16 protein-coding genes are annotated in these 20,618 nt (G+C 44.9%); 8 read left to right on the top strand and 8 right to left on the bottom strand.

Annotated features, from left to right (window positions below; genetic code table 11):
- Nucleotides 1-159: 159 nt before the first annotated feature.
- The 5 genes from rpoB to fusA all read left to right on the top strand — a co-directional run bounded on the left by rpoB (nt 160) and on the right by fusA (nt 12,122).
- Nucleotides 160-4,305 (top strand): DNA-directed RNA polymerase subunit beta, encoded by a 4,146-nt coding sequence (rpoB, locus tag WB308_RS01805; protein ID WP_424188407.1) that lies wholly within the window; start codon nt 160-162, stop codon nt 4,303-4,305.
- Nucleotides 4,298-8,806, top strand: a complete 4,509-nt coding sequence (gene rpoC, locus WB308_RS01800) for a DNA-directed RNA polymerase subunit beta' (protein WP_424188405.1) — start codon at nt 4,298-4,300, stop codon at nt 8,804-8,806. Before rpoB ends, rpoC begins: the two co-directional genes overlap by 8 nt.
- Before the next feature lie 231 nt (nt 8,807-9,037).
- A complete protein-coding gene (gene rpsL, locus WB308_RS01795; RefSeq protein ID WP_013461125.1) occupies nt 9,038-9,418 on the top strand; it encodes a 30S ribosomal protein S12 in 381 nt (126 codons plus the stop codon).
- Nucleotides 9,419-9,491: 73 nt separating this feature from the next.
- Nucleotides 9,492-9,959: a 30S ribosomal protein S7 gene (gene rpsG / locus WB308_RS01790; RefSeq protein WP_424188403.1), complete on the top strand. Its 468-nt coding sequence runs from the start codon at nt 9,492-9,494 to the stop codon at nt 9,957-9,959.
- Between the two features lie 78 nt (nt 9,960-10,037).
- On the top strand, nt 10,038-12,122 hold the full coding sequence (gene fusA, locus WB308_RS01785) for an elongation factor G (protein ID WP_424188402.1): 2,085 nt from the start codon (nt 10,038-10,040) through the stop codon (nt 12,120-12,122).
- Nucleotides 12,123-12,186: 64 nt separating this feature from the next.
- On the opposite strand, the gene WB308_RS01780 is transcribed toward fusA, so the two are convergent.
- The gene (locus WB308_RS01780; protein ID WP_424188400.1) at nt 12,187-12,780 is read right to left on the bottom strand and encodes a superoxide dismutase; all 594 of its coding nucleotides are present in this window, start codon (nt 12,778-12,780) and stop codon (nt 12,187-12,189) included.
- A gap of 89 nt (nt 12,781-12,869) precedes the next feature.
- On the bottom strand, nt 12,870-13,487 hold the full coding sequence (locus WB308_RS01775) for a fumarylacetoacetate hydrolase family protein (RefSeq protein WP_424188398.1): 618 nt from the start codon (nt 13,485-13,487) through the stop codon (nt 12,870-12,872).
- A 63-nt stretch (nt 13,488-13,550) separates the two neighbouring features.
- Here WB308_RS01775 and WB308_RS01770 point away from each other — a divergent pair, with 63 nt between their 5' ends.
- A complete protein-coding gene (locus WB308_RS01770) occupies nt 13,551-14,096 on the top strand; it encodes a cytochrome b/b6 domain-containing protein (RefSeq protein ID WP_424188396.1) in 546 nt (181 codons plus the stop codon).
- On the opposite strand, the gene WB308_RS01765 is transcribed toward WB308_RS01770, so the two are convergent.
- A complete protein-coding gene (locus WB308_RS01765) occupies nt 14,073-14,825 on the bottom strand; it encodes an arginyltransferase (RefSeq protein ID WP_424188394.1) in 753 nt (250 codons plus the stop codon). The genes WB308_RS01770 and WB308_RS01765 overlap by 24 nt on opposite strands.
- On the bottom strand, nt 14,812-15,921 hold the full coding sequence (gene prfB / locus WB308_RS01760; RefSeq protein ID WP_424188392.1) for a peptide chain release factor 2: 1,110 nt from the start codon (nt 15,919-15,921) through the stop codon (nt 14,812-14,814). Before prfB ends, WB308_RS01765 begins: the two co-directional genes overlap by 14 nt.
- 173 nt (nt 15,922-16,094) lie before the next feature.
- On the opposite strand from prfB, the gene panC reads away from it, so the two are divergent.
- A complete protein-coding gene (panC, locus tag WB308_RS01755; protein WP_424188390.1) occupies nt 16,095-16,916 on the top strand; it encodes a pantoate--beta-alanine ligase in 822 nt (273 codons plus the stop codon).
- A gap of 1 nt (nt 16,917) precedes the next feature.
- Nucleotides 16,918-17,448 carry a hypothetical protein gene (locus tag WB308_RS01750; protein ID WP_424188388.1) on the top strand — a complete coding sequence of 177 codons (531 nt, stop codon included), beginning with the start codon at nt 16,918-16,920 and terminating at the stop codon, nt 17,446-17,448.
- Here the strand turns inward: WB308_RS01750 and WB308_RS01745 are convergent.
- From WB308_RS01745 to flgB, 4 genes are all read right to left on the bottom strand, one after another.
- Nucleotides 17,432-19,228 carry a peptidoglycan D,D-transpeptidase FtsI family protein gene (locus WB308_RS01745; RefSeq protein ID WP_424188386.1) on the bottom strand — a complete coding sequence of 599 codons (1,797 nt, stop codon included), beginning with the start codon at nt 19,226-19,228 and terminating at the stop codon, nt 17,432-17,434. The genes WB308_RS01750 and WB308_RS01745 overlap by 17 nt on opposite strands.
- Nucleotides 19,229-19,242: 14 nt before the next feature.
- Nucleotides 19,243-19,545, bottom strand: a complete 303-nt coding sequence (gene fliE, locus WB308_RS01740; protein ID WP_424188384.1) for a flagellar hook-basal body complex protein FliE — start codon at nt 19,543-19,545, stop codon at nt 19,243-19,245.
- Between the two features lie 16 nt (nt 19,546-19,561).
- Nucleotides 19,562-20,056: a flagellar basal body rod protein FlgC gene (flgC, locus tag WB308_RS01735; RefSeq protein WP_424188382.1), complete on the bottom strand. Its 495-nt coding sequence runs from the start codon at nt 20,054-20,056 to the stop codon at nt 19,562-19,564.
- A 90-nt stretch (nt 20,057-20,146) separates the two neighbouring features.
- Complete coding sequence (flgB, locus tag WB308_RS01730) at nt 20,147-20,578, bottom strand: flagellar basal body rod protein FlgB (protein ID WP_424188380.1); 432 nt, start codon at nt 20,576-20,578, stop codon at nt 20,147-20,149.
- Nucleotides 20,579-20,618: the final 40 nt, after the last annotated feature.

Here is a 20,618-nt window from a genome sequence, read left to right as displayed (position 1 = left end):
CGGAGGCGCGCTTGCGCCTCCACCTCCCACAGGGCACTTTACGAAGCGGATTTTAGCTTCTTCGTAAAGTGCCCATACGTCGTTATAGGGTCGAGGACGCTCGACTTATAGACTTTGCACTTATCCCTATGGGATCAAAAACTTCGATTGAGGTAGCCTATGTTAAACACTCTTCACTCCGGAAACCGCTTACGCGTTGATTTCGCGAAAACTCCCCAGCAAATTGAAGTACCGAATTTATTACAACTTCAACAAAGTTCTTATGAATCCTTTTTGATGTTAGATCAAAAAGATCGTTCTAAAAGTGGAATTGAGCGTGTATTCCAATCGGTATTCCCGATTCATGATTCACAAAACCGTCTTTCTCTTGAATATCTCGGTTCTGAAGTAGGACGTCCTAAGTACACGGTACGTGAATGTATGGAACGCGGATTGACCTATTCCGTATCGCTTCGTATGAAAACACGTCTTATGATTTGGGATCGTGATGAAAACACCAAAGAAAAAACCGGTGTAAAAGATATTAAAGAACAAACCATTTTCATCCGTGATATCCCTTTGATGACCGATCGTACATCGTTCGTTATCAACGGTGTTGAACGCGTCGTTGTAAATCAGCTTCACCGCAGTCCAGGGGTTATCTTCAAAGAAGAAGAATCAACCACCGCCGGAAGTAAAATGATCTTTACCGGTCAGATCATCCCTGACCGCGGTTCATGGCTCTATTTCGAGTATGATCCGAAAGACATTCTGTACATGCGTATCAATAAGCGTCGTAAAGTACCGGTAACAATTATGTTCCGTGCTCTTGGATACAGTAAACAAGATATTTTGAAAATGTTCTACCCGTTACAAAAAATTCGTGTCGAAGAGAACAAATATTTGATGGATTTCGATCCGGAACAATTTGCCGGACGTCTTGGATATGATTTGGTTGATGCTGATGGGAAACTTTTGGTTGCAGCCGGTAAACGTCTATCAACGAAAAAAGCGGAAAAATTGATTGCTGAAGGTGTAAAAGCGATTCAATACCCGATTGAGACCTTGATTGAACGGCATTTGGCGGAACCGATTATCGATGCGATAACTGGTGAAGTGATGTTTGACACTATGGCTCAGCTTGATGAGACCAAACTCAAAAAAATGATCGAAGCGGGAGTTAAAGAGTTCGTAATCGCGAACGATCTTGCTGAAGGGCACGACAGCGCAATCATCAATGCATTTATAGCTGATGTTGATTCGTTGAAATTGCTTCGCCAGACTGAAATCATTGAAGATGAAAACGATCTTGCAGCGATCCGTATTTATAAAGTAATGCGTCCTGGTGAACCGGTAACCAAAGAAGCGGCAAAAATCTTTGTTAATCAGCTTTTCTTTGATCCTGAACGTTATGATTTGACCCGAGTGGGACGTATGAAAATGAATCACAAACTCGGGCTCAATATCCCTGAGTATGTGACGGTTTTGACCAATGAAGATATCATTAACACCGTTAAATATGTCATTAAAGTCAAAAACGGGCAAGGTCACATCGATGATCGTGACCACCTCGGTAACCGTCGTATCCGTTCCATCGGTGAATTGCTTGGAAACGAGCTTCATAACGGTCTTGTCAAGATGCAAAAAGCGATCAAAGACAAACTTTCAACGATGAGCGGACCGACTACTGAATTGATGCCGCATGATTTGATTAACTCAAAAATGATCACCTCTACTATCATGGAGTTCTTCAGCGGTGGGCAGTTGTCACAATTTATGGACCAAACAAACCCGTTGTCGGAAGTTACACATAAACGTCGTCTATCCGCCCTCGGGGAAGGTGGTCTCGTTAAAGAGCGTGCCGGATTTGAAGTGCGTGACGTTCACCCGACCCATTACGGTCGTATCTGTCCGATTGAGACTCCTGAGGGACAAAACATTGGTTTGATCAATACCTTGGCGACTTATTCAAAGGTTAATGAGCACGGATTTATCGAAGCTCCGTACAATGTTGTTAAAGACGGTGTTGTAACCAAAGAAGTTGTTTATTTGACAGCTACCCAAGAAGAGGGAAAAGTCATTGCAGCAGCATCTAGCCGTGTTGATGAGAACGGAAACTTCCTTGATGATTTGGTTGAAACACGACAAGACGGTGAATACCCTCTTGTTTCTCCAAAAGATTGCGAACTTCGTGATTTGACACCGCATATGGTTGTCGGTGTCGCGGCGAGTTTGATTCCGTTCTTGGAACACGATGACGCGAACCGCGCATTGATGGGATCGAACATGCAACGTCAAGCCGTGCCGTTGTTACGCCCTGAAGCACCAATGGTTGGAACAGGGGTTGAAAAACTCGTTGCTCGTGATTCATGGGAGTGTGTGAAAGCTGAGCGTAGTGGTATCGTTGAGAAAGTGGATTCTAAACACATCTACGTGATGGGTGAAGATGAAGATGGAACGTTTATCGATTACTATCCGTTACAAAAAAATCTTCGTACCAACCAAAATACGACGTTCTTGCAAAAGCCGATCGTTAAACAAGGTCAATTGGTAACGAAAGGGCAAATCATCGCGGATGGTCCAAATATGGATCAAGGTGAATTGGCACTCGGGATTAATGCACTCGTTGCATTTATGCCGTGGAACGGATACAACTTCGAGGATGCGATCGTTATGTCGGAGCGTATGATCCGTGAAGACGCTTTCACCTCGGTTCATATCTATGAAAAAGAGGCGGAAGCACGCGAACTCAAACACGGTGTCGAAGAGATCACTCGTGATATCCCGAACGTTCGTGATGATGAGTTGGCACACCTTGATGACAGCGGTATTGTTAAAATCGGTACCTATGTTAAAGGCGGAATGATCCTGGTTGGTAAAGTTTCTCCAAAAGGTGAAGTAAAACCGACGCCGGAAGAGCGATTACTACGCGCCATCTTCGGTGAAAAAGCGGGTCACGTTGTGAACAAATCACTCTACTGTACGCCAAGTATGGAAGGTGTCGTTGTAGACGTTAAAGTCTTCACGAAAAAAGGGTACGATAAAGATCCTCGTACATTAGAGCTTGAAAAACAAGAGCGTGATGAACTCGAGCGTGAACACTACGATCGTCTCTTGATGATCGATAAAGAAGAGATGCTCCGTATTGTTTCGTTGCTCACTAAACACCCATTGCTCAGTGATGTCAGTATTAACGGCAATGAGTACAGAGCGGGTGAAAACGTCAAAGCGGATGATCTTAAAGAGGTTAACCGTTTTGCAATGAATAACGTCGTAAAAGCATTCAGCGACGACATTCAAGAGAAGTACAACCAAACGAAAAACCATTTCCAAAAAGAGAAGAAAAAATTCCGTGACGAACACGAAGAGAAACTTTCTATCTTGGAAAAAGACGACATCCTTCCAAACGGTGTTGTGAAGTTTGTCAAAGTTTACATTGCAACCAAACGTAAACTCAAAGTCGGGGATAAAATGGCGGGACGTCACGGGAACAAAGGTATCGTTTCGATCATTGTTCCTCAAGTCGATATGCCGTACATGGCAAATGGACGTACCGTTGACGTTTGTTTGAACCCGCTCGGGGTCCCTTCTCGTATGAATATCGGGCAAATCCTGGAGATGCACCTTGGTATGGTCGGAAAAGAACTTGGGTTCCAAATTCAAGATATTTTTGAAGCGAAACAAAAAGAGTTTATCGGCGAATTGCGCTCTAAGATGATCTCTTTTGCCGATGTTGCGGGTCTCATGAACGCTGCTAAATTGCTCGGTGAAATGGATGATCAAACTCTTCTTGGCTACGCTCAAGATTGGTCAAAAGGGGTTAAATTCGCAACTCCTATTTTCGAAGGGGTTACTGAAGCTGAATTCGGACGCCTTTTCGAATTGGCGAAACTTGCTGACGATGGGAAAATGGAGCTTTACGACGGTAAAACCGGCGACAAAATGAAAGAGCGTGTTAACGTGGGTTACATGTATATGCTCAAACTTCATCACTTGGTTGATGAGAAAGTGCACGCCCGTTCAACCGGACCATACTCTCTCGTTACTCAACAGCCGGTCGGTGGTAAAGCACTCTTCGGTGGACAACGTTTCGGAGAGATGGAAGTATGGGCACTCGAAGCCTATGGTGCTTCTGCTGTTCTGAAAGAGATGTTGACGATCAAATCAGATGATGTTGACGGACGTGTTCGTGCCTACAAAGCGATTACTAAAGGGGAGAGTGTACCGGCATCTGGTATTCCGGAAACACTCTTCGTATTAACGAAAGAGCTCCAGTCATTGGCGCTTGATATTGAGATTTTTGACGAGGTGGATGACAATGAGTAAATTAGTACCGGTTGCCGTAACAGAAGAGAATCGCCCAGTCGATATTAAACAAATCCAATTTCGACTCGCGTCTCCTGAGAGAGTTCTCTCATGGAGTCACGGTGAAGTAAAAAAACCTGAAACCATCAACTATCGTACCTTAAAACCGGAACGCGACGGATTGTTTTGTGCGAAAATTTTCGGTCCGGTTCGTGATTACGAATGTTTGTGCGGAAAATACAAAAAAATGCGTTATAAAGGCGTTATTTGTGAAAAATGTGGGGTTGAAGTAACTTCGGCAAAAGTTCGCCGTACCCGTATGGGACACATTGATCTCGTTACTCCTGTAGCGCACATCTGGTACGTTAGTTCACTTCCAAGCCGTATCGGTACACTCCTCGGCGTTAAGATGAAAGATCTTGAGCGTGTATTGTACTACGAAGCATACATTGTTAAAAGCGGTGGTGAAGCGTATTATGACGGTGAGCAAACGTCTGCGGTTCTCAAATACGATGTATTGAATGAAGAGCAATACCGTACATTGGTACAACGTTACGGAGACAGCGGCTTTTCTGCAGAGATGGGCGGATCAGCGGTTCGCGAATTGCTCGATGAACTTGATCTCGTTGACCTTTTCTCTTCTCTTAAAGAAGAAGTAGCGGGAACCAACTCGGAAGCAAAACGTAAAACGATCGTTAAACGTTTGAAAGTCATCGAGTCGTTCTTGAATTCAGGGAACAATCCTGCATGGATGATGCTCACGGCATTGCCGGTTCTCCCTCCTGAACTTCGTCCGTTGGTAAGTCTTGATGGCGGAAAATTCGCGGTATCGGATGTCAATGACCTTTATCGCCGTGTAATCAACCGTAACCAGCGTCTTAAGCGTCTTATCGAGCTTGAAGCACCGGAAATTATTGTACGTAACGAAAAACGTATGTTGCAAGAAGCGGTAGATGCGTTGTTCGACAACGGTCGTCGTGCAAACGCTGTTAAAGGTGCAAACAAACGTCCGTTGAAATCTCTCTCTGAGATCATCAAAGGGAAACAAGGGCGTTTCCGTCAGAATCTACTCGGTAAACGTGTTGACTTCTCGGGACGTTCGGTCATCGTTGTCGGACCAAACCTTCAAATGGACCAGTGCGGATTGCCGAAACAAATGGCGTTGGAGCTTTTCAAACCTCATTTGATTGCTAAACTCGAAGATAAAGGGTATGCAACGACCGTGAAAGCGGCGAAAAAAATGATCGAAGAGAAAACCAATGAAGTTTGGGAGTGTCTTGCAGAGATCGTTGAGGGGTATCCGGTTATGCTTAACCGTGCTCCGACGTTGCACAAACTCTCGATCCAAGCGTTTCACCCGAAATTGATCGACGGTAAAGCAATCCAGTTGCATCCTCTCGTTTGTGCCGCCTTCAATGCGGACTTCGACGGTGACCAAATGGCGGTTCACGTACCTCTTTCAGCCGAAGCGATTGCGGAATGTAAAGTATTGATGCTTTCATCCATGAACATTTTGCTTCCGGCATCGGGTAAAGCGATTGCTACTCCTTCACAAGATATGGTCTTGGGGCTTTATTATCTGACTCTTGGCAAAAATGAGGTGAAGGGGTCGAATAAACTTTTCAGCAATGTTGATGAGATTATGATTGCACTTGAACACAATGCGCTTGATTTGCATGCGAAAGTACGTACCCGTGTCGAGGGGCGTGTTATCCATACAACAGCGGGACGTATGATTCTTCAATCGATCCTTCCTTCTTTCGTTCCGGCGGAACTTTGGAACGTTGTGATGAAAAAGAAAAACATTTCTATTCTTGTTGACTATGTCAATAAGCATGGTGGAATTGCGGTAACAGCAGGATTCCTGGATGACTTGAAAAATCTCGGTTTCCGTTATGCAACTAAATCTGGGGTATCGATCTCTATCGCGGATATCATTATCCCTGAAATGAAAGCAGGGTTGATTGTAGCTTCTAAAAACCGTGTTAAAGAGATTCAAAAGCAATTCGAAGCGGGTCTTTTGACCGAACAAGAACGTTATAATAAAATCATCGACGTTTGGACGGATACGAACAATACCGTTGCGGGCGGGATGATGGATTTGATCCAAAACGATAAAGACGGATTTAACTCGATCTTTATGATGGCGGACTCTGGAGCACGTGGATCTGCAGCTCAGATTCGTCAGCTTGCCGGTATGCGTGGTTTGATGGCGAAACCGGATGGTTCAATTATTGAAACACCGATTATTTCAAACTTTAAAGAGGGTCTAAACGTTTTAGAGTACTTTATTTCTACCCACGGTGCTCGTAAAGGTCTCGCCGATACCGCACTTAAAACAGCGAATGCGGGTTATTTGACACGTAAACTCGTTGACGTTGCACAAAACGTTAAAATCGTTGAGCACGACTGCGGAACCCATGAGGGTATCGAACTTACAGATATCTCTGTCGGTAATGAACTCATCGAGCCGCTCGAAGACCGTATTTATGGCCGTGTATTGGCAGAAGATGCGATTGATCCGATTACGAATGAGATCCTTTATTCTGAGGGGACTTTGGTTGATGAGATCAAAGCTCACAAAATTGTCGAAGCCGGTATCCGGTCGGTACAAATCCGTACTCCGACAACCTGTAAGTCTGAGGGTGGCGTATGTGCCCTTTGTTACGGACTTAACCTCGGAAGCGGTGGAATCGTTAAGCCGGGCGAAGCGGTCGGTATTATTGCGGCTCAATCTATCGGGGAACCGGGTACGCAGTTGACCCTCCGTACCTTCCACGTAGGTGGAACGGCGTCAAGTACTCGTGAAGAGCGCCAAGTTGTCGCGACTAAAGAAGGTTTCATCCGTTATTACAACATGAAAACCTACCTCTCCAAAGAGGGGAAACAAATTGTTGCAAATCGCCGTAATGCGGCTATCTTGTTGGTTGAACCGAAAATTAAAGCGCCGTTTAACGGAACCGTTGAGATTCAAACGATTCATGATGAAATTATTGTCAGCGTTAAGAGCGAGAGTCAAACGGTGCGTTATACTCTTCGTAAAAATGAAGTGGCTAAGCCGAATGAACTCGCAGGGGTCAGCGGTAAAATTGAAGGTAAGTTTTACCTTCCGTATGAAACTGGAACCACGGTTAAAGCAGATGAATCCATTGTGGAAACCATCAAAGACGGCTGGAACGTACCGAACCGTATCCCATACGCATCTGAGATACAAGTAAAAGACGGTGCCCCGATAACGCAAAAGATTTTGGCGAAAGAGAAAGGGGTTGTTAAATACTACCTCCTCAAAGGGGATTATCTTGAGCGTCATCACGAAATTACTAAAGGGTACAGCGTTGAAGAGAAAGGTCTTTTCGCCGTTGTTGCTGATAGTGAAGACCGTGAAGCGATCCGTCACTATATCGCTCGCGGTTCTGTGATTGAGATCAATGATAATGAAGCGGTAAAAGCGGATAGTATAATCGCTAAACCGGTTAAAGAAGAGTCAACGGTTATCGCTGAATGGGATCCATATTCGAATCCGATCATCTCAGAAACCGATGGTGTTATCACGTTCGAAGACATCATCCCGGGTGTTACCGCATCCGAGCAGTTTGACGAATTAACCGGTAAAACCCGTTTGATGATCAACGAATACGTTGCACCGGAATTCAAGCCGGCGATCGTCCTTGCGGCAAACGACGGTTCAGTTATCCGTTACGCGGTTGAGCCAAAAACGGCGATTTTCGCACAAGACCGTTCTGAAGTGAAAGTGGCCGACATCTTGGCACGTACACCAAAAGCACTCCAAAAATCGCGCGATATTACTGGGGGTCTTCCACGGGTTTCTGAGCTTTTCGAAGCACGTAAACCTAAAGAGATCGCTCTTATCGCAGAACTTGACGGGGTTGTTAGCTTCGGTAAACCGCTTCGTGGTAAAGAGCGTATCTTGATCACTTCGGATAACGGAATGGTTAAAGAGTACTTCGTTGATAAAAATCTTGTCGCATTGGTTCATCCGGGTGAGTTCGTTCACGCCGGTGAACGTTTGACCGACGGTATTATCAGCTCACACGAGATTTTGAGAATCTTAGGCGTTAAAGCGTTGTATAACTACTTGGTCAGTGAAGTACAACAAGTTTACCGTCGTCAAGGGGTTAACATCGCCGACAAACACATCGAAGTTATCTTTACTCAGATGTTGCGTCAGATCAAAATCCTCCGCTCCGGTGACACTAAATTCATCGAGGGTGATGTCGTTTCTAAAGCGCAGTTCAAAGTTGAGAACGAAAAAATTCTTCGTCTCGGCGGAGAGCCTGCGATCGCTGAACCGTACCTCGTCGGTATTACCCGTGCAGCGGTTAGTGCAGACTCGATCATCTCGGCTGCATCGTTCCAAGACACCACAAAAGTCTTGACCGAAGCGGCAGTATCAGCGAAAATCGATGATTTGACCGATCTTAAAGAGAACGTCATCATCGGCCGTACGATCCCGGTCGGTACCGGTATTTACAAAGATAAAAAAATGGTTTTCGGAGACTAAGCTATAGTTTCAGAAAACGCCAGCGGGACAAAGTTCCGTTGGCTACGTTAATACTGAGTTTACTTCAGCAGTAGGCTCACGCGCACTTGTGCGCTTTATACTTCTTCTCTCTTACAACTTCCTTAAAATAAGCTCAAATTAATCAAAAATTAGCTATTATTGCGCGTTTATTAGTCCCTCGTCTTGAGGAGATTAAATATTCTACTGGAACAATTCAACAAAGGAGATTGTGTGCCAACAATCAACCAACTTATTCGTAAAGAGCGACAAGCGGTAGTGAAAAAATCAAAATCACCCGCTTTGGTGTCATGCCCACAACGTCGTGGTGTATGTACTCGTGTATATACTACAACCCCTAAAAAACCGAACTCGGCACTTCGTAAAGTTGCTAAAGTTCGTTTGACTTCAGGGTTTGAAGTTATTAGTTATATCGGTGGTGAGGGTCATAACTTGCAAGAGCACTCGATTGTTCTTGTTCGTGGTGGTCGTGTAAAAGACTTACCAGGGGTTAAATACCATATCGTACGTGGTGCATTGGATACAGCGGGTGTTAAAGACCGTAAAGTATCTCGTTCTAAATACGGAACGAAAAAAGCTAAGGCTAAAAAATAATCAATTAGTCTGACAAGATTCGGTTTCTGATGACCGTATTTTGAGTAAATGAAAAAACATTGAAGGAAACATTATGAGAAGAAGAAAAGCGCCCGTTCGCGAAATTATGCCTGACCCGGTTCATGGTTCAAAAGTATTGACGAAATTCATCAATAAAATCATGTGGGACGGTAAAAAAAGTACCGCTGAAAAAATCATGTACGGTGCATTGGACATCATGGGTTCACGTGGTGAAAAAACCGGTATTGAAGTGTTTAACGCTGCTATCGATAACATCAAACCGGTAATCGAAGTAAAAAGCCGCCGTGTGGGTGGAGCGACCTACCAAGTTCCAGTAGAAGTTCGTCCTGTACGCCAACTTTCTCTTGCTATCCGCTGGTTAACTGATGCGGCACGCAAACGTAACGAGCGTACGATGGCAGAGCGTTTGGCAAATGAGTTATCAGATGCTGCAAACGACAAAGGTACAGCATTCAAACGTAAAGAAGATACTTACAAAATGGCTGAAGCGAATAAAGCGTTCGCTCACTATCGCTGGTAAGATATTCGTAATCCTTTGATAATCCTCTCGGGTTATCATTTCCCCTATCCACTATAAACTCTATTAAGGGCTATTATCATGGCAAGATCCCATAAACTTGAAGACGTAAGAAACATCGGTATCGCCGCTCACATCGACGCGGGTAAAACGACGACAACAGAACGTATCTTATTCTACACCGGTGTATCACACAAAATCGGTGAGGTTCACGAAGGTGCTGCAACTATGGACTGGATGGAGCAAGAGCAAGAGCGTGGTATTACCATTACTTCTGCTGCGACAACCTGTGAATGGAACGGTAAACAAATTAACATTATCGACACTCCGGGCCACGTTGACTTCACGATCGAAGTTGAGCGTTCTATGCGTGTACTTGACGGTGCTGTTGCTGTATTCTGTGCAGTTGGTGGGGTTCAACCACAATCTGAGACCGTATGGCGTCAAGCAAACCGCTACGGGGTTCCTCGTATGGTTTTCGTTAACAAAATGGACCGAACCGGTGCCGATTTCTACAACGTAGAAGATCAAATCCGTGCTCGACTTAAAGCAAATCCAATCGCTATTCAACTCCCAATCGGTGCTGAAGACGGTTTCAAAGGGATTGTTGACCTCGTTAAGATGAAAGCCATCCTTTGGGATGAAGATGCAGCAATGGGTTCAAGCTACCATGAAGAAGAAATTCCTGCGGATATGGTAGAGAAAGCAAATCAATATCGTGCACAAATGATGGAAGCGGCTGCTGAGGGTGACGATTCTTTGATGGAGAAATTCTTCGAAGAGGGTGAACTTAGTAACGAAGAGATTATGCGCGGGATCAAAGCCGGATGTCTTAAAATGGAAATCATTCCTATGACATGCGGAACTGCGTTCAAAAACAAAGGGGTTCAAACTCTTCTTGACGCCGTTGTCGATTACCTACCGTCACCACTTGAAGTTGCCGCTATTAAAGGGACTAAAGAGGATGATGAAGAAGTCGAAGTGGAAGTTGAATCACGCGATGATGCTCCATTCGCCGGTCTTGCATTCAAAATTATGACCGATCCATTCGTTGGGCAGCTCACTTTCGTCCGTGTTTACCGTGGTGTTCTTGAGTCAGGTACTTATGCTTATAACACTATCAAAGGTAAAAAAGAGCGTATCGGTCGTCTTTTGAAAATGCACGCGAATAAACGTGAAGAGATCAAAGAACTATTTGCGGGTGAAATCGGTGCGGTTGTCGGTCTTAAAGACACAACAACGGGGGATACTTTATGTTCAGAAGCTGATCGTATCGTGTTAGAGCGTATGCACTTCCCTGAACCGGTTATCTCGGTTGCGGTTGAGCCAAAAACCAAAGCAGACCAAGAAAAAATGGGTATCGCGTTAGCAAAACTTGCTGCAGAAGATCCATCTTTCCGTGTTCATACAGACGAAGAGACAGGACAAACGATCATCAGCGGTATGGGTGAACTTCACCTTGAGATCCTTGTTGACCGTATGTTCCGTGAGTTTAAAGTCGAAGCGGAAGTCGGTGCTCCTCAAGTTGCTTACCGTGAGTCAATCCGTAACGAAGTTAATCAAGAGTACAAATACGCGAAACAATCAGGTGGACGTGGACAATTCGGTCACGTATATCTCCGCATCAAGCCGGGCGTACCTGGAACAGGTTATATTTTCCACAACGAAATCAAAGGTGGGGTTATTCCAAAAGAATATGTTCCTGCCGTTGAAAAAGGGTGTAAAGAAGCAATGCAAAAAGGGGTTCTCGCGGGTTATCCGATCGAGGATATCGAAGTTGCATTGTATGATGGTTCATACCATGAGGTTGACTCGAATGAGATGGCGTTTAAACTCGCTGCTTCAATGGGATTCAAAGAGGGTGCACGTAAAGCAAACCCAGCAATCTTAGAGCCTATGATGAAAGTTGAAGTTGAAGTTCCTGAGAACTTCATGGGTGACGTTATCGGTGATCTTAACCGCCGTCGCGGACAAGTTAACAATATGGGTGACCGTTCAGGTAACAAAATTGTTGACGCGTTCGTGCCACTCTCTGAAATGTTCGGTTACTCTACTGATCTTCGTTCAGCGACACAAGGACGTGCAAGTTACTCTATGGAATTCGATCACTACGAAGAAGTTCCACGTAACGTTGCCGAAGAGATTATCAAAAAGCGTAACAGCTAAGCAATTCTCTTTCTCCTCTTGCCCCTTTGGGGCATTTCTTTCTTTCCTTTTTTTCTTCCTATTTTCATTCCATCAGATTAGTATTCGCAAAATCCCAATTTAACAAATAGCTTATCACTGCATCCACGTAGTCTGTTCGGGCGTTTTTATAATCCAGATAATAGGCATGTTCCCACACATCGATGCACAGAAGAGGCTTCATTCCATGTGCTATCGGAGTATCGGCATTGGAGGTTTTGAGTATACTTAGTTTTCCATCGACTACAATAAGCCAAGCCCATCCGCTTCCAAACTGTCCTAATGACGCCTCCTTCAAGGCTTTGGCAAAATTCTCATAGCTTCCGAAATCGGCATCAATTTTTTTGGCAATTTCTCCTGTCGGATGGCCTCCCCCAGGTTTTAAAGAGTTCCAATAAAAAGTGTGATTCCATACTTGGGCTGCATTATTGAAGAGAGCAGTTTTTTCTGAACCGTGTGCAGATCGGAGGATAATCTCTTCGAGTGATAACTTATCGAGTTCCGTATCTTTTATCAAAGTGTTGGTGTTGACAACATAGGCATTGTGATGTTTGCCGTAATGGTATTCCAATGTAAGAGAAGTGATATACGGTTCCAATGCATTTTTTTCAAACGGGAGTGAGGGTAAAATAATAGCCATAATAAACTCCTAGTTGAGATATGAGACCATTATAAAAGAAAAAACTCTTATATCATAATAAAAATTTTAGCTAATTGCGGAAATCAGGTTTATATATATGATTTGACAACCCAAGCGTTCTCTACCAACAACCGCTCACCGCTAAATATTTTTCCGATGAATGTATCGCCCACGTGATAGGTATTGACTCCCTTGGGGGTTCCACTCATAATAATGTCACCGTCTTCAAAACGCATAAAACTCTCTATCTCCTTAATCATACAAAGGGGTTTGTAGATCATTAAATCATAGGTTGCCTCTTGTACAAGGAACCCGTTGATATGAAGCGTCATACGCAGTGATTCAAGTGGAGCGTCAAAAGTGACAAATTCGCCCACCACACACGATCCGTCAAATCCTTTTGCACGTTCCCATGGGAGTCCTTTGGATTTCAGATGATTTTGTATCTCTGCTTTTGTAAGGTCCAGACCAAATCCGATCCCTGCTATTTTTCCATCCATCATGAGAAAACAGATTTCCCCTTCGAAACGGGTATCGGGTGTGAACACATGGAGTGAATCGGTAATAGCGGAGTTGGGTTTATTAAATACGACCATAGAAGCGGGAATCTCATTCTTCAGTTCATAGATGTGCTCAACGTAGTTTCGTCCGATGCAGATAACTTTGGAAGGGATTATACGATTATTATCAAAAGAGATGCTATTCATGCTCGGTTAACCTAATGTGCAAATTATTTTTGTATCATAACGTATCTAGGTTCAGGAGAATACATGCGTACTTTTTCACCCTCATTTCGCGTTTGGCATTGGCTGCAAGCAATAGCAGTTTTTGGACTCTTCATTACGGTTATCTTACGAGAAAGTGTAATGAGCAAAGGTGCGATAGGATCTATCGTTCAGACTAAGCTCGCTGAAATCGGGATGATTATTACAGACGAGCAAGCTGTGATAATCGGTAAAGCGGTACGTGCTCCGATGTGGGAATGGCATATCTATCTAGGAATTGCTGTTGCCGCGTTGCTGTTATGGAGATTAGTGATGGTTCTAAAAAACGGGTTTGGTTTTGATGAGAATCCCTCTATGAAACGGGTGTATAGGCTCTATAAAGCAGTTTATCTTTTCCTAGCAGTGATGTCGATCAGCGGTCTGAGTCTTTATTATAAAATTGCAGGTGATTCCAAAGAGCTGGTAGAGAGCATACATATGTATGTCGGATATGCAATTTTTGCCTTTGTTGCCGTTCATATTATCGGGGTTATTCTGGCAGAGCGAAGCGACCAAAAAGGGCTTGTTTCACGAATGATCAGTGGACGTTAAGGGTTTCCATAGCGCTGTTTCATACTCTTCAGGTCTCCCTTGAAGCTGTAGTGAGGGCTTATAGTTAATTTTATAGGCTAGACTTTGGCACCCTTCGACGTAATACCCTAAATAGATCCATTTTAGATTGAGACGTTTTGCAAATTCTATTTGCTGTAAAAGGGTATAGCGTCCTAATGATTGGGCATTGAACTCTGGATCATAGTAGCAATACAATGAACTGATCCCCTGTTCGAGAATGTCTATGAGATCGACGGCGATCAGTTTTTCATCTTCAAAATAGAGGACTTCAAATCCAAAATCACCATGCCCCTGGACAAAGGAGGCGTAGTAGTTTTTCGGATCGCTTTTAGGTGCATCCCAATCTCTAGTATGGTGTTTGTAGCGATGGTAGCGATCAAAGAGACTAAGGTGTTCACGTGTGAGGGTAGGGTGACGAATAATGGTCGTTAAATGGCTGTTTTTACGTAAAATTCGGCGGTCTGATTTACTGAAAGTATAATCGAGTGCATCGATTTTAAGACTTTCACACGAGCGGCAATCCTGGCAGATCGGGCGAAAGTACATGGATCCGAATCGTCGCCATCCACGGAAGATGAGCGCTTCGCATTGCTCTTTTGAACACTCTTGGATCACTTTATAATGGATACTTTGGGTATTGCCCGCAATATAGGAGCACGGCTCATAGAGCGCGCACTCTTTGAGGAGAATATCTTTATTCGTCGTCATCTTTACGGCTAAGAGAAATGAGTACACCTTCGATCATCTCGTCAATATCCCCATCGAGAATGGTACTGATGTTGGAATAAGGGATACCTGAACGGGTATCTTTGACTTGCTGATAGGGAGCGAGAACGTAGGAACGGATTTGATGTCCCCAGCCGATATCGCTTTTTTCAACACCGTCAACGGCAGCCTGCTGTTTTTCCATCTCCAGTTCGTAGAGGCGGGATTTGAGCATCTTGAAGGCCGTTGCTTTGTTCTTGTGCTGGGAACGGTCATTTTGACACTGTACAACGATACCGCTAGGGATATGGGTGATCCGGATCGCCGATTCGGTTTTGTTAACGTGCTGACCCCCCGCACCCGATGCACGATAGGTATCGATACGGATGTCACGGTCTTCGATCTCGATTGCGATGTCATCGTCGAGTTCAGGAGAGACCATGACAGAGGTAAAACTGGTATGACGTTTGGCCGCCGAATCATAAGGGCTGATTCGGACGAGACGGTGGATACCATTCTCATTTTTGAGGTATCCGTAGACATTGATTCCTTTTATGAGTAATGCGGCATCTTTTATCCCGGCCTCTTCACCCGACTGGTAATCGAGTATTTCGACGGTAAAGTCATGTCGCTCTGCCCAGCGGGTGTACATGCGCAAGAGCATAGATGCCCAATCTTGGGATTCCGTCCCTCCGGCACCGGGGTGGATGGTGACGATGGCATTATGACTATCGTGCTCGCCGCTTAAAAGTACTTCGATCTCCATGGACTTGACCTGATTTTCGAGTTCTCCCGCATCGGCAAAGAGCGATTCGATTGTCTCATCATCCCCTTCTTCTTTAGCCATGTCATAGATGTCTTTTGCATCGCCCAGCGTATTAAAAGTTTTAGAATATTTAGCAAGACGGCGTTCTAACTGGGTTTTTTCCTTTTGGATAACCCCTGCGGCGGTTGCATCATTCCAAAAACCATCGGAATTTTCAAGTGCTTCGATCTCGCCCAGACGTCGTGTAATGTCCTGTGGACGGACAACATCGGTGACATTTTGCATTTTGATCGTTAAAGTTTTCAATAATTCAGTATATTCGTAATGATCCACGTATTATCCCTGTGGTGTTATTTATAGTGATGCCAGCAGGGCAAAGCCCCTTGGCTACGCTGACCGCTTGGGTCGCTAAAGCTTCTCTCTGGCGAGAGAGAAGACCTCTTTTTCAAAAGAAGTCTATTATAATTGCGATTATAGTATACCTCCCCTGCATAAAGGCTAAAACAATGATTATCGCCCGTTCCGTAGATGAACTTCGAGCCGTATTGGATGCTCAACCCGGCACTGTCGGATTTGTTCCGACTATGGGGGCTCTGCATATTGGGCATCGCAGTCTGATTGAGGCGGCACGTAAAGAGAATGATTGTGTGGTAGTATCCATTTTTGTCAATCCGACCCAGTTTTTGCCGGGAGAGGATTTGAGTAAGTATCCTCGCCGCGAAGAGGCTGATTTTAAAATCTGTGAGCTAAGCGGCGTCGATGTCCTCTTTTATCCGGATGTCAGGGCTATGTACGGAGAGGATGAAGTGAGGGTCACGGCTCCCGATGTACGCGGTTATATTCTTGAGGGTGCCTCAAGACCGGGCCATTTTGACGGTGTATTGACCGTTGTGATGAAACTGCTGAACATGGTTCGTCCGGCACGTGTTTATTTCGGAAAAAAAGATGCGCAACAACTTGCTCTAATCACCCAGATGTGTAAAAACTTTTTTATGAATGTTGCGATTGTCCCTATGGAGACCGTACGGGAAAAGGATGGTTTGGCACTTTCGAGCCGTAATATTTATTTGAATCCTGCCGAGCGTCAGGAGGCTCTCAAACTCTCTGCCGCCCTCAAGAAAGCAACGGAGATGGTCATGCGCGGAGCTTTGGAGGCGGAATCAATCCACGTCGAAATGATCCGTATTTTGGAACCGTTGGAGGTCGAATATGTGGCGATCGTCAATAGGGAATTTGAATCGATCGCAGAGGTGATGATCGGAAATACGATTATCCTCGTTGCGGCACGTGTCGGAACCACCCGCCTGATCGATAATGTATGGATGTAAAATGAAAAAATATTTCATGGGACTGCTGCTGGCGGCATTGTTCGTCACCGGATGCACTCCGAAGATCGGTGAAGATATTCTGATAGAGCCCCAGGGAAATATACGGTTTGATTCTTCAGGACCTCAAATGGTGATGGGGATTTTAACCCTCTTGGGAATTGGTGATGAAAAAGAACGGCTGCGACTGGGAAGTGATCTCAAAGTAGTAAACCGATGGCACAGCGATCTAAAACTGGTATCGCTTACCTATACTCTCGATGATGGAAAAGAGAGCCTCGCTAAAGGTGAGGCGCTTATCAATAAGAATAAGCCGATAGTTGTAGAATCAGGAAAAGAGAAGATGATTCCGCTGCTTTTTTCCATTGACCCTAAAGGGTTGGAAAACAACCGCGTCGTAGGGGTATTGCAGGGCAAACGCAAGCTCATGCTACGAGGAGATATCGTTGTCGAAGTGTGGGGGATCCAAAAACATTACCCGTTTGAAAAAGAGGCAACCAAATTGGTACTAAAAGCCCTTAATGGTGTTCTTTAGGGGCCGCTTGTGCAGCCGCCGCTGCGGCTATTGGATCGGGCTTTAGCAATTTTTCTTCGACCATGACATCTACCACCCCTTTAAATACCGGAACGGCGGTGATCGATGCAAAATAAACCGTACGGGGTTCGATAACCGCAACACCAATAGTGTAGTGATGGGTACCGTCATTCGCAAAACCGATAAATGAGGTGTGATAGCTGTTGACGTATTTCCCTTTTTTAGCGATATGGGCAGTTCCCGTTTTTCCCCCGATTTCAAGCCCCGGTGTTTTGGCACCGACGCCGGTCCCTTCATTAACCGTTTTGATCAAAATTTGTTTCATCCGCTCTGCGGTGGCGGGGGAGATAACTTGTATCGGGGCTTGTACCTGCATCGGGATCATTCGGCCATTATCGTCATAAAGAGCTTCAACCACCATCGGATTGATGAGTTTACCGCCGTTATTAAATACATTGAACGCTTTTACTAACTGCATTGCATTGGCACGCATCCCATAGCCGTACGAGGTAATCGCTTTATAGAGGTAATTATTTAACTGTGCAGAACTCGGAATGGAACCGCGTTTTTCATAGGGGAGATCGATGCCGCTGAAATGGGTGAAACCAAATCGTTTAAGCCCCTCGGTATATTCGACACCGTTTAGTTTTTGGGCCAGTTGGGCAATACCGATATTGGATGAGTAAACAAGGACATCTTCGGCGCTGATCATGCTGAACTTGTGCTCATCCACAATCGTTTTGCGTCCCATGGTGTAGCGACCGTTATGGCCGTTCACCATATCATAAGGATTGATAAGCCCCCGATCGAGCATCAGAGCAAAGATAATCGGTTTGATAACCGATCCGGGTTCGTAGCTGTATTCGATCGCATTTGTGTTGAGTGAAGGGTAATCGGCGGTACGAATATGACTGGGATCGAATCGATTTGAACTGGCAAGGGCAACGATTTTTCCCGTTTTTGAGTCCATAACGGTTGCGATAATTTCATCCGCTTTGAGCTGTTCTTTGATACGATCGGTAACCGCTTCGACCCGTGCTTGGAGTGTGATGGGTATGTTGAGTTTAACCGTCAAACCGTTGATCTGGTGTTTAACATCGCTTTGTTTATTTAAAATGAGATAACCGTTGACGTCGCGCAGCGCCTTTTGGGTTTTGTTTTGCTGCGGATTGAGCTCTTCGTCAAAAAACTTTTCTAATCCTTTGATCCCATATACGCGGGTATAGCCATCTTCTTCCATTTTTCGGGGATAACCCAAAAGCGGGGTGAGGAGCTTGCCGTAAGGATAGGTGCGCGCTTCACCGCTTTCGATGATGTTGAGCCCTTGCAAAACACGCTGTCCGCTGGAGGTTTCGTATTCCACGAATACCTTTAGCCGGCGTAATTCAAATCCTAGCGTTTTCAGGTACATGGCCTCTTTAGGACTGATGTGGTAGCTTAGGGTTACGGATCCTTTACGGGTATGCAGACGCTGCCGAATCTCGGCCGGATCGATTCCGCTGTAGATACTGAAAAGTTGAATAAAAAGTTCCTCTTTATCCGGATCAATATTGCGGGTGTTGACGACTGCTTTGTAAAGCTTTTGAGTCGTGGCGATATGAAATCCGTCGGCACTGACGATGGAGCCGCGCTGTGCTTTTGACGTATCTTCGGAGAAAATAGAGGGGATATCCCGTTCGTGTAACGCGGTATAGAGCATCACTGCCAAAAAGATGACAAATCCGGACATCAGAACGAGAAAAAGGGCAAGTATCTTTTTTGATTTATTAGAATGACGCATGAGTTAAGGCTGAATCACATTTGCGTTCGGGTAATTTCTTTGTACGCGTTAAGGGCTTTATTCCGTACTTCGAGCATCAGTTTCATACTGATTTCAGCTTTGTCTATGGCAATAGCCGCTTGATGGAGATCTTTTACGCTTCCGGTCGCAATATCACTCATCGCCTTCTCTCCGTCAACTTGCATCTGGTTGACATTGCCAAGGGCATTTTTAAGCTCTTGTGCAAAGTCGGTACTGCTCCCCTCGATCGGGTTGGTACTTTTATTAGCCAGTAAATCGGCAGTGGAGAGAGATTTTATTGATTGAATATTGGCCATTACGGTCTATCCTTTTTTAGGCTTGTAAAATAGTGATGGCACTGGACGCCATGTTTTTTGCGCTTTCAAACGCGGCTACATTCGCTTGATACGACCTTGTTGCTTCGACTAAATCGGCCATTTCAATCACAGGATTAATATTGGGATAGGCAACGTAGCCGTTGGCATCTGCATCGGGGTGAGAAGGCTCATATTTCATTTTCGGTGCCGTATCATCACGGGTGATCTTATCGACAACAACGCTCATGATGGCAGGATTAGGTTTTAACCCTGCCAATCCTTCTTTCAAAGGATCGCTGTAACCCAGAGAGGCTGTTTCATTCTCCAAGGCTTGGTTGTAGAGTTTATTAAAATCGATTGCTTTAAAGACAACTTCTTGACGGCGGTATGGCCCCCCCTCGTTGGTGCGGGTCGTTTGGGCATTGGCAATGTTGGAACTGATGGTATTGACACGAACCCGTTGTGCGGATAGGCCATAACCGCTGATATCAAAACTGTCTAAAAATGCCATTGCTAATCCTTTAATACACGATGGGAGCAAAGCCCCCATTCGTTACGCTAACGCTATGTTTCCCTCGGCGGGATGCCCATAGTTTATTTATCATGAGGTTTTACTCGAAGCATCGATGACGCTTTTAAAAAGCATTGAATCTTTTTTAAGTGCCGCAGTAAGTGCGTTAAACATGGTCGAGTTCTTCGCCATTTCGGTCGTTTCAACATCCAAGTCGACACTGTTTCCATCATTGCGTGCCATATGACCGTCCCGAAAAAAGGTGGTCGGCTTGGAAGTAGAAGCGGTATCCGCTCCCTCCAGATGGGAACCGTCGGTACGACTCATCGTAAGTGTTTGCGATTTGTCGGCAAAAACCGAAGCACTTTTTTGGGCTAATACCTCTTCGAAACGGATATCTCGGGGACGATAAAAAGGGGTGTCCGCATTTGCGATATTTCCGGCAATCATGTCTTGACGGGCGGCTCGGTAATCGAGTGCGCTTTGCATCAAATCGTGTGCTCGTGAAACTTTGATTCCCATTTTACCCTCCCTTGACGTTATAACACTACATCAAGCAAAA

It is taken from the genome of Sulfuricurvum sp. (assembly GCF_049587615.1).
GTDB lineage: Bacteria > Campylobacterota > Campylobacteria > Campylobacterales > Sulfurimonadaceae > Sulfuricurvum.
This window is presented reverse-complemented; position numbering and strand designations above follow the sequence as displayed.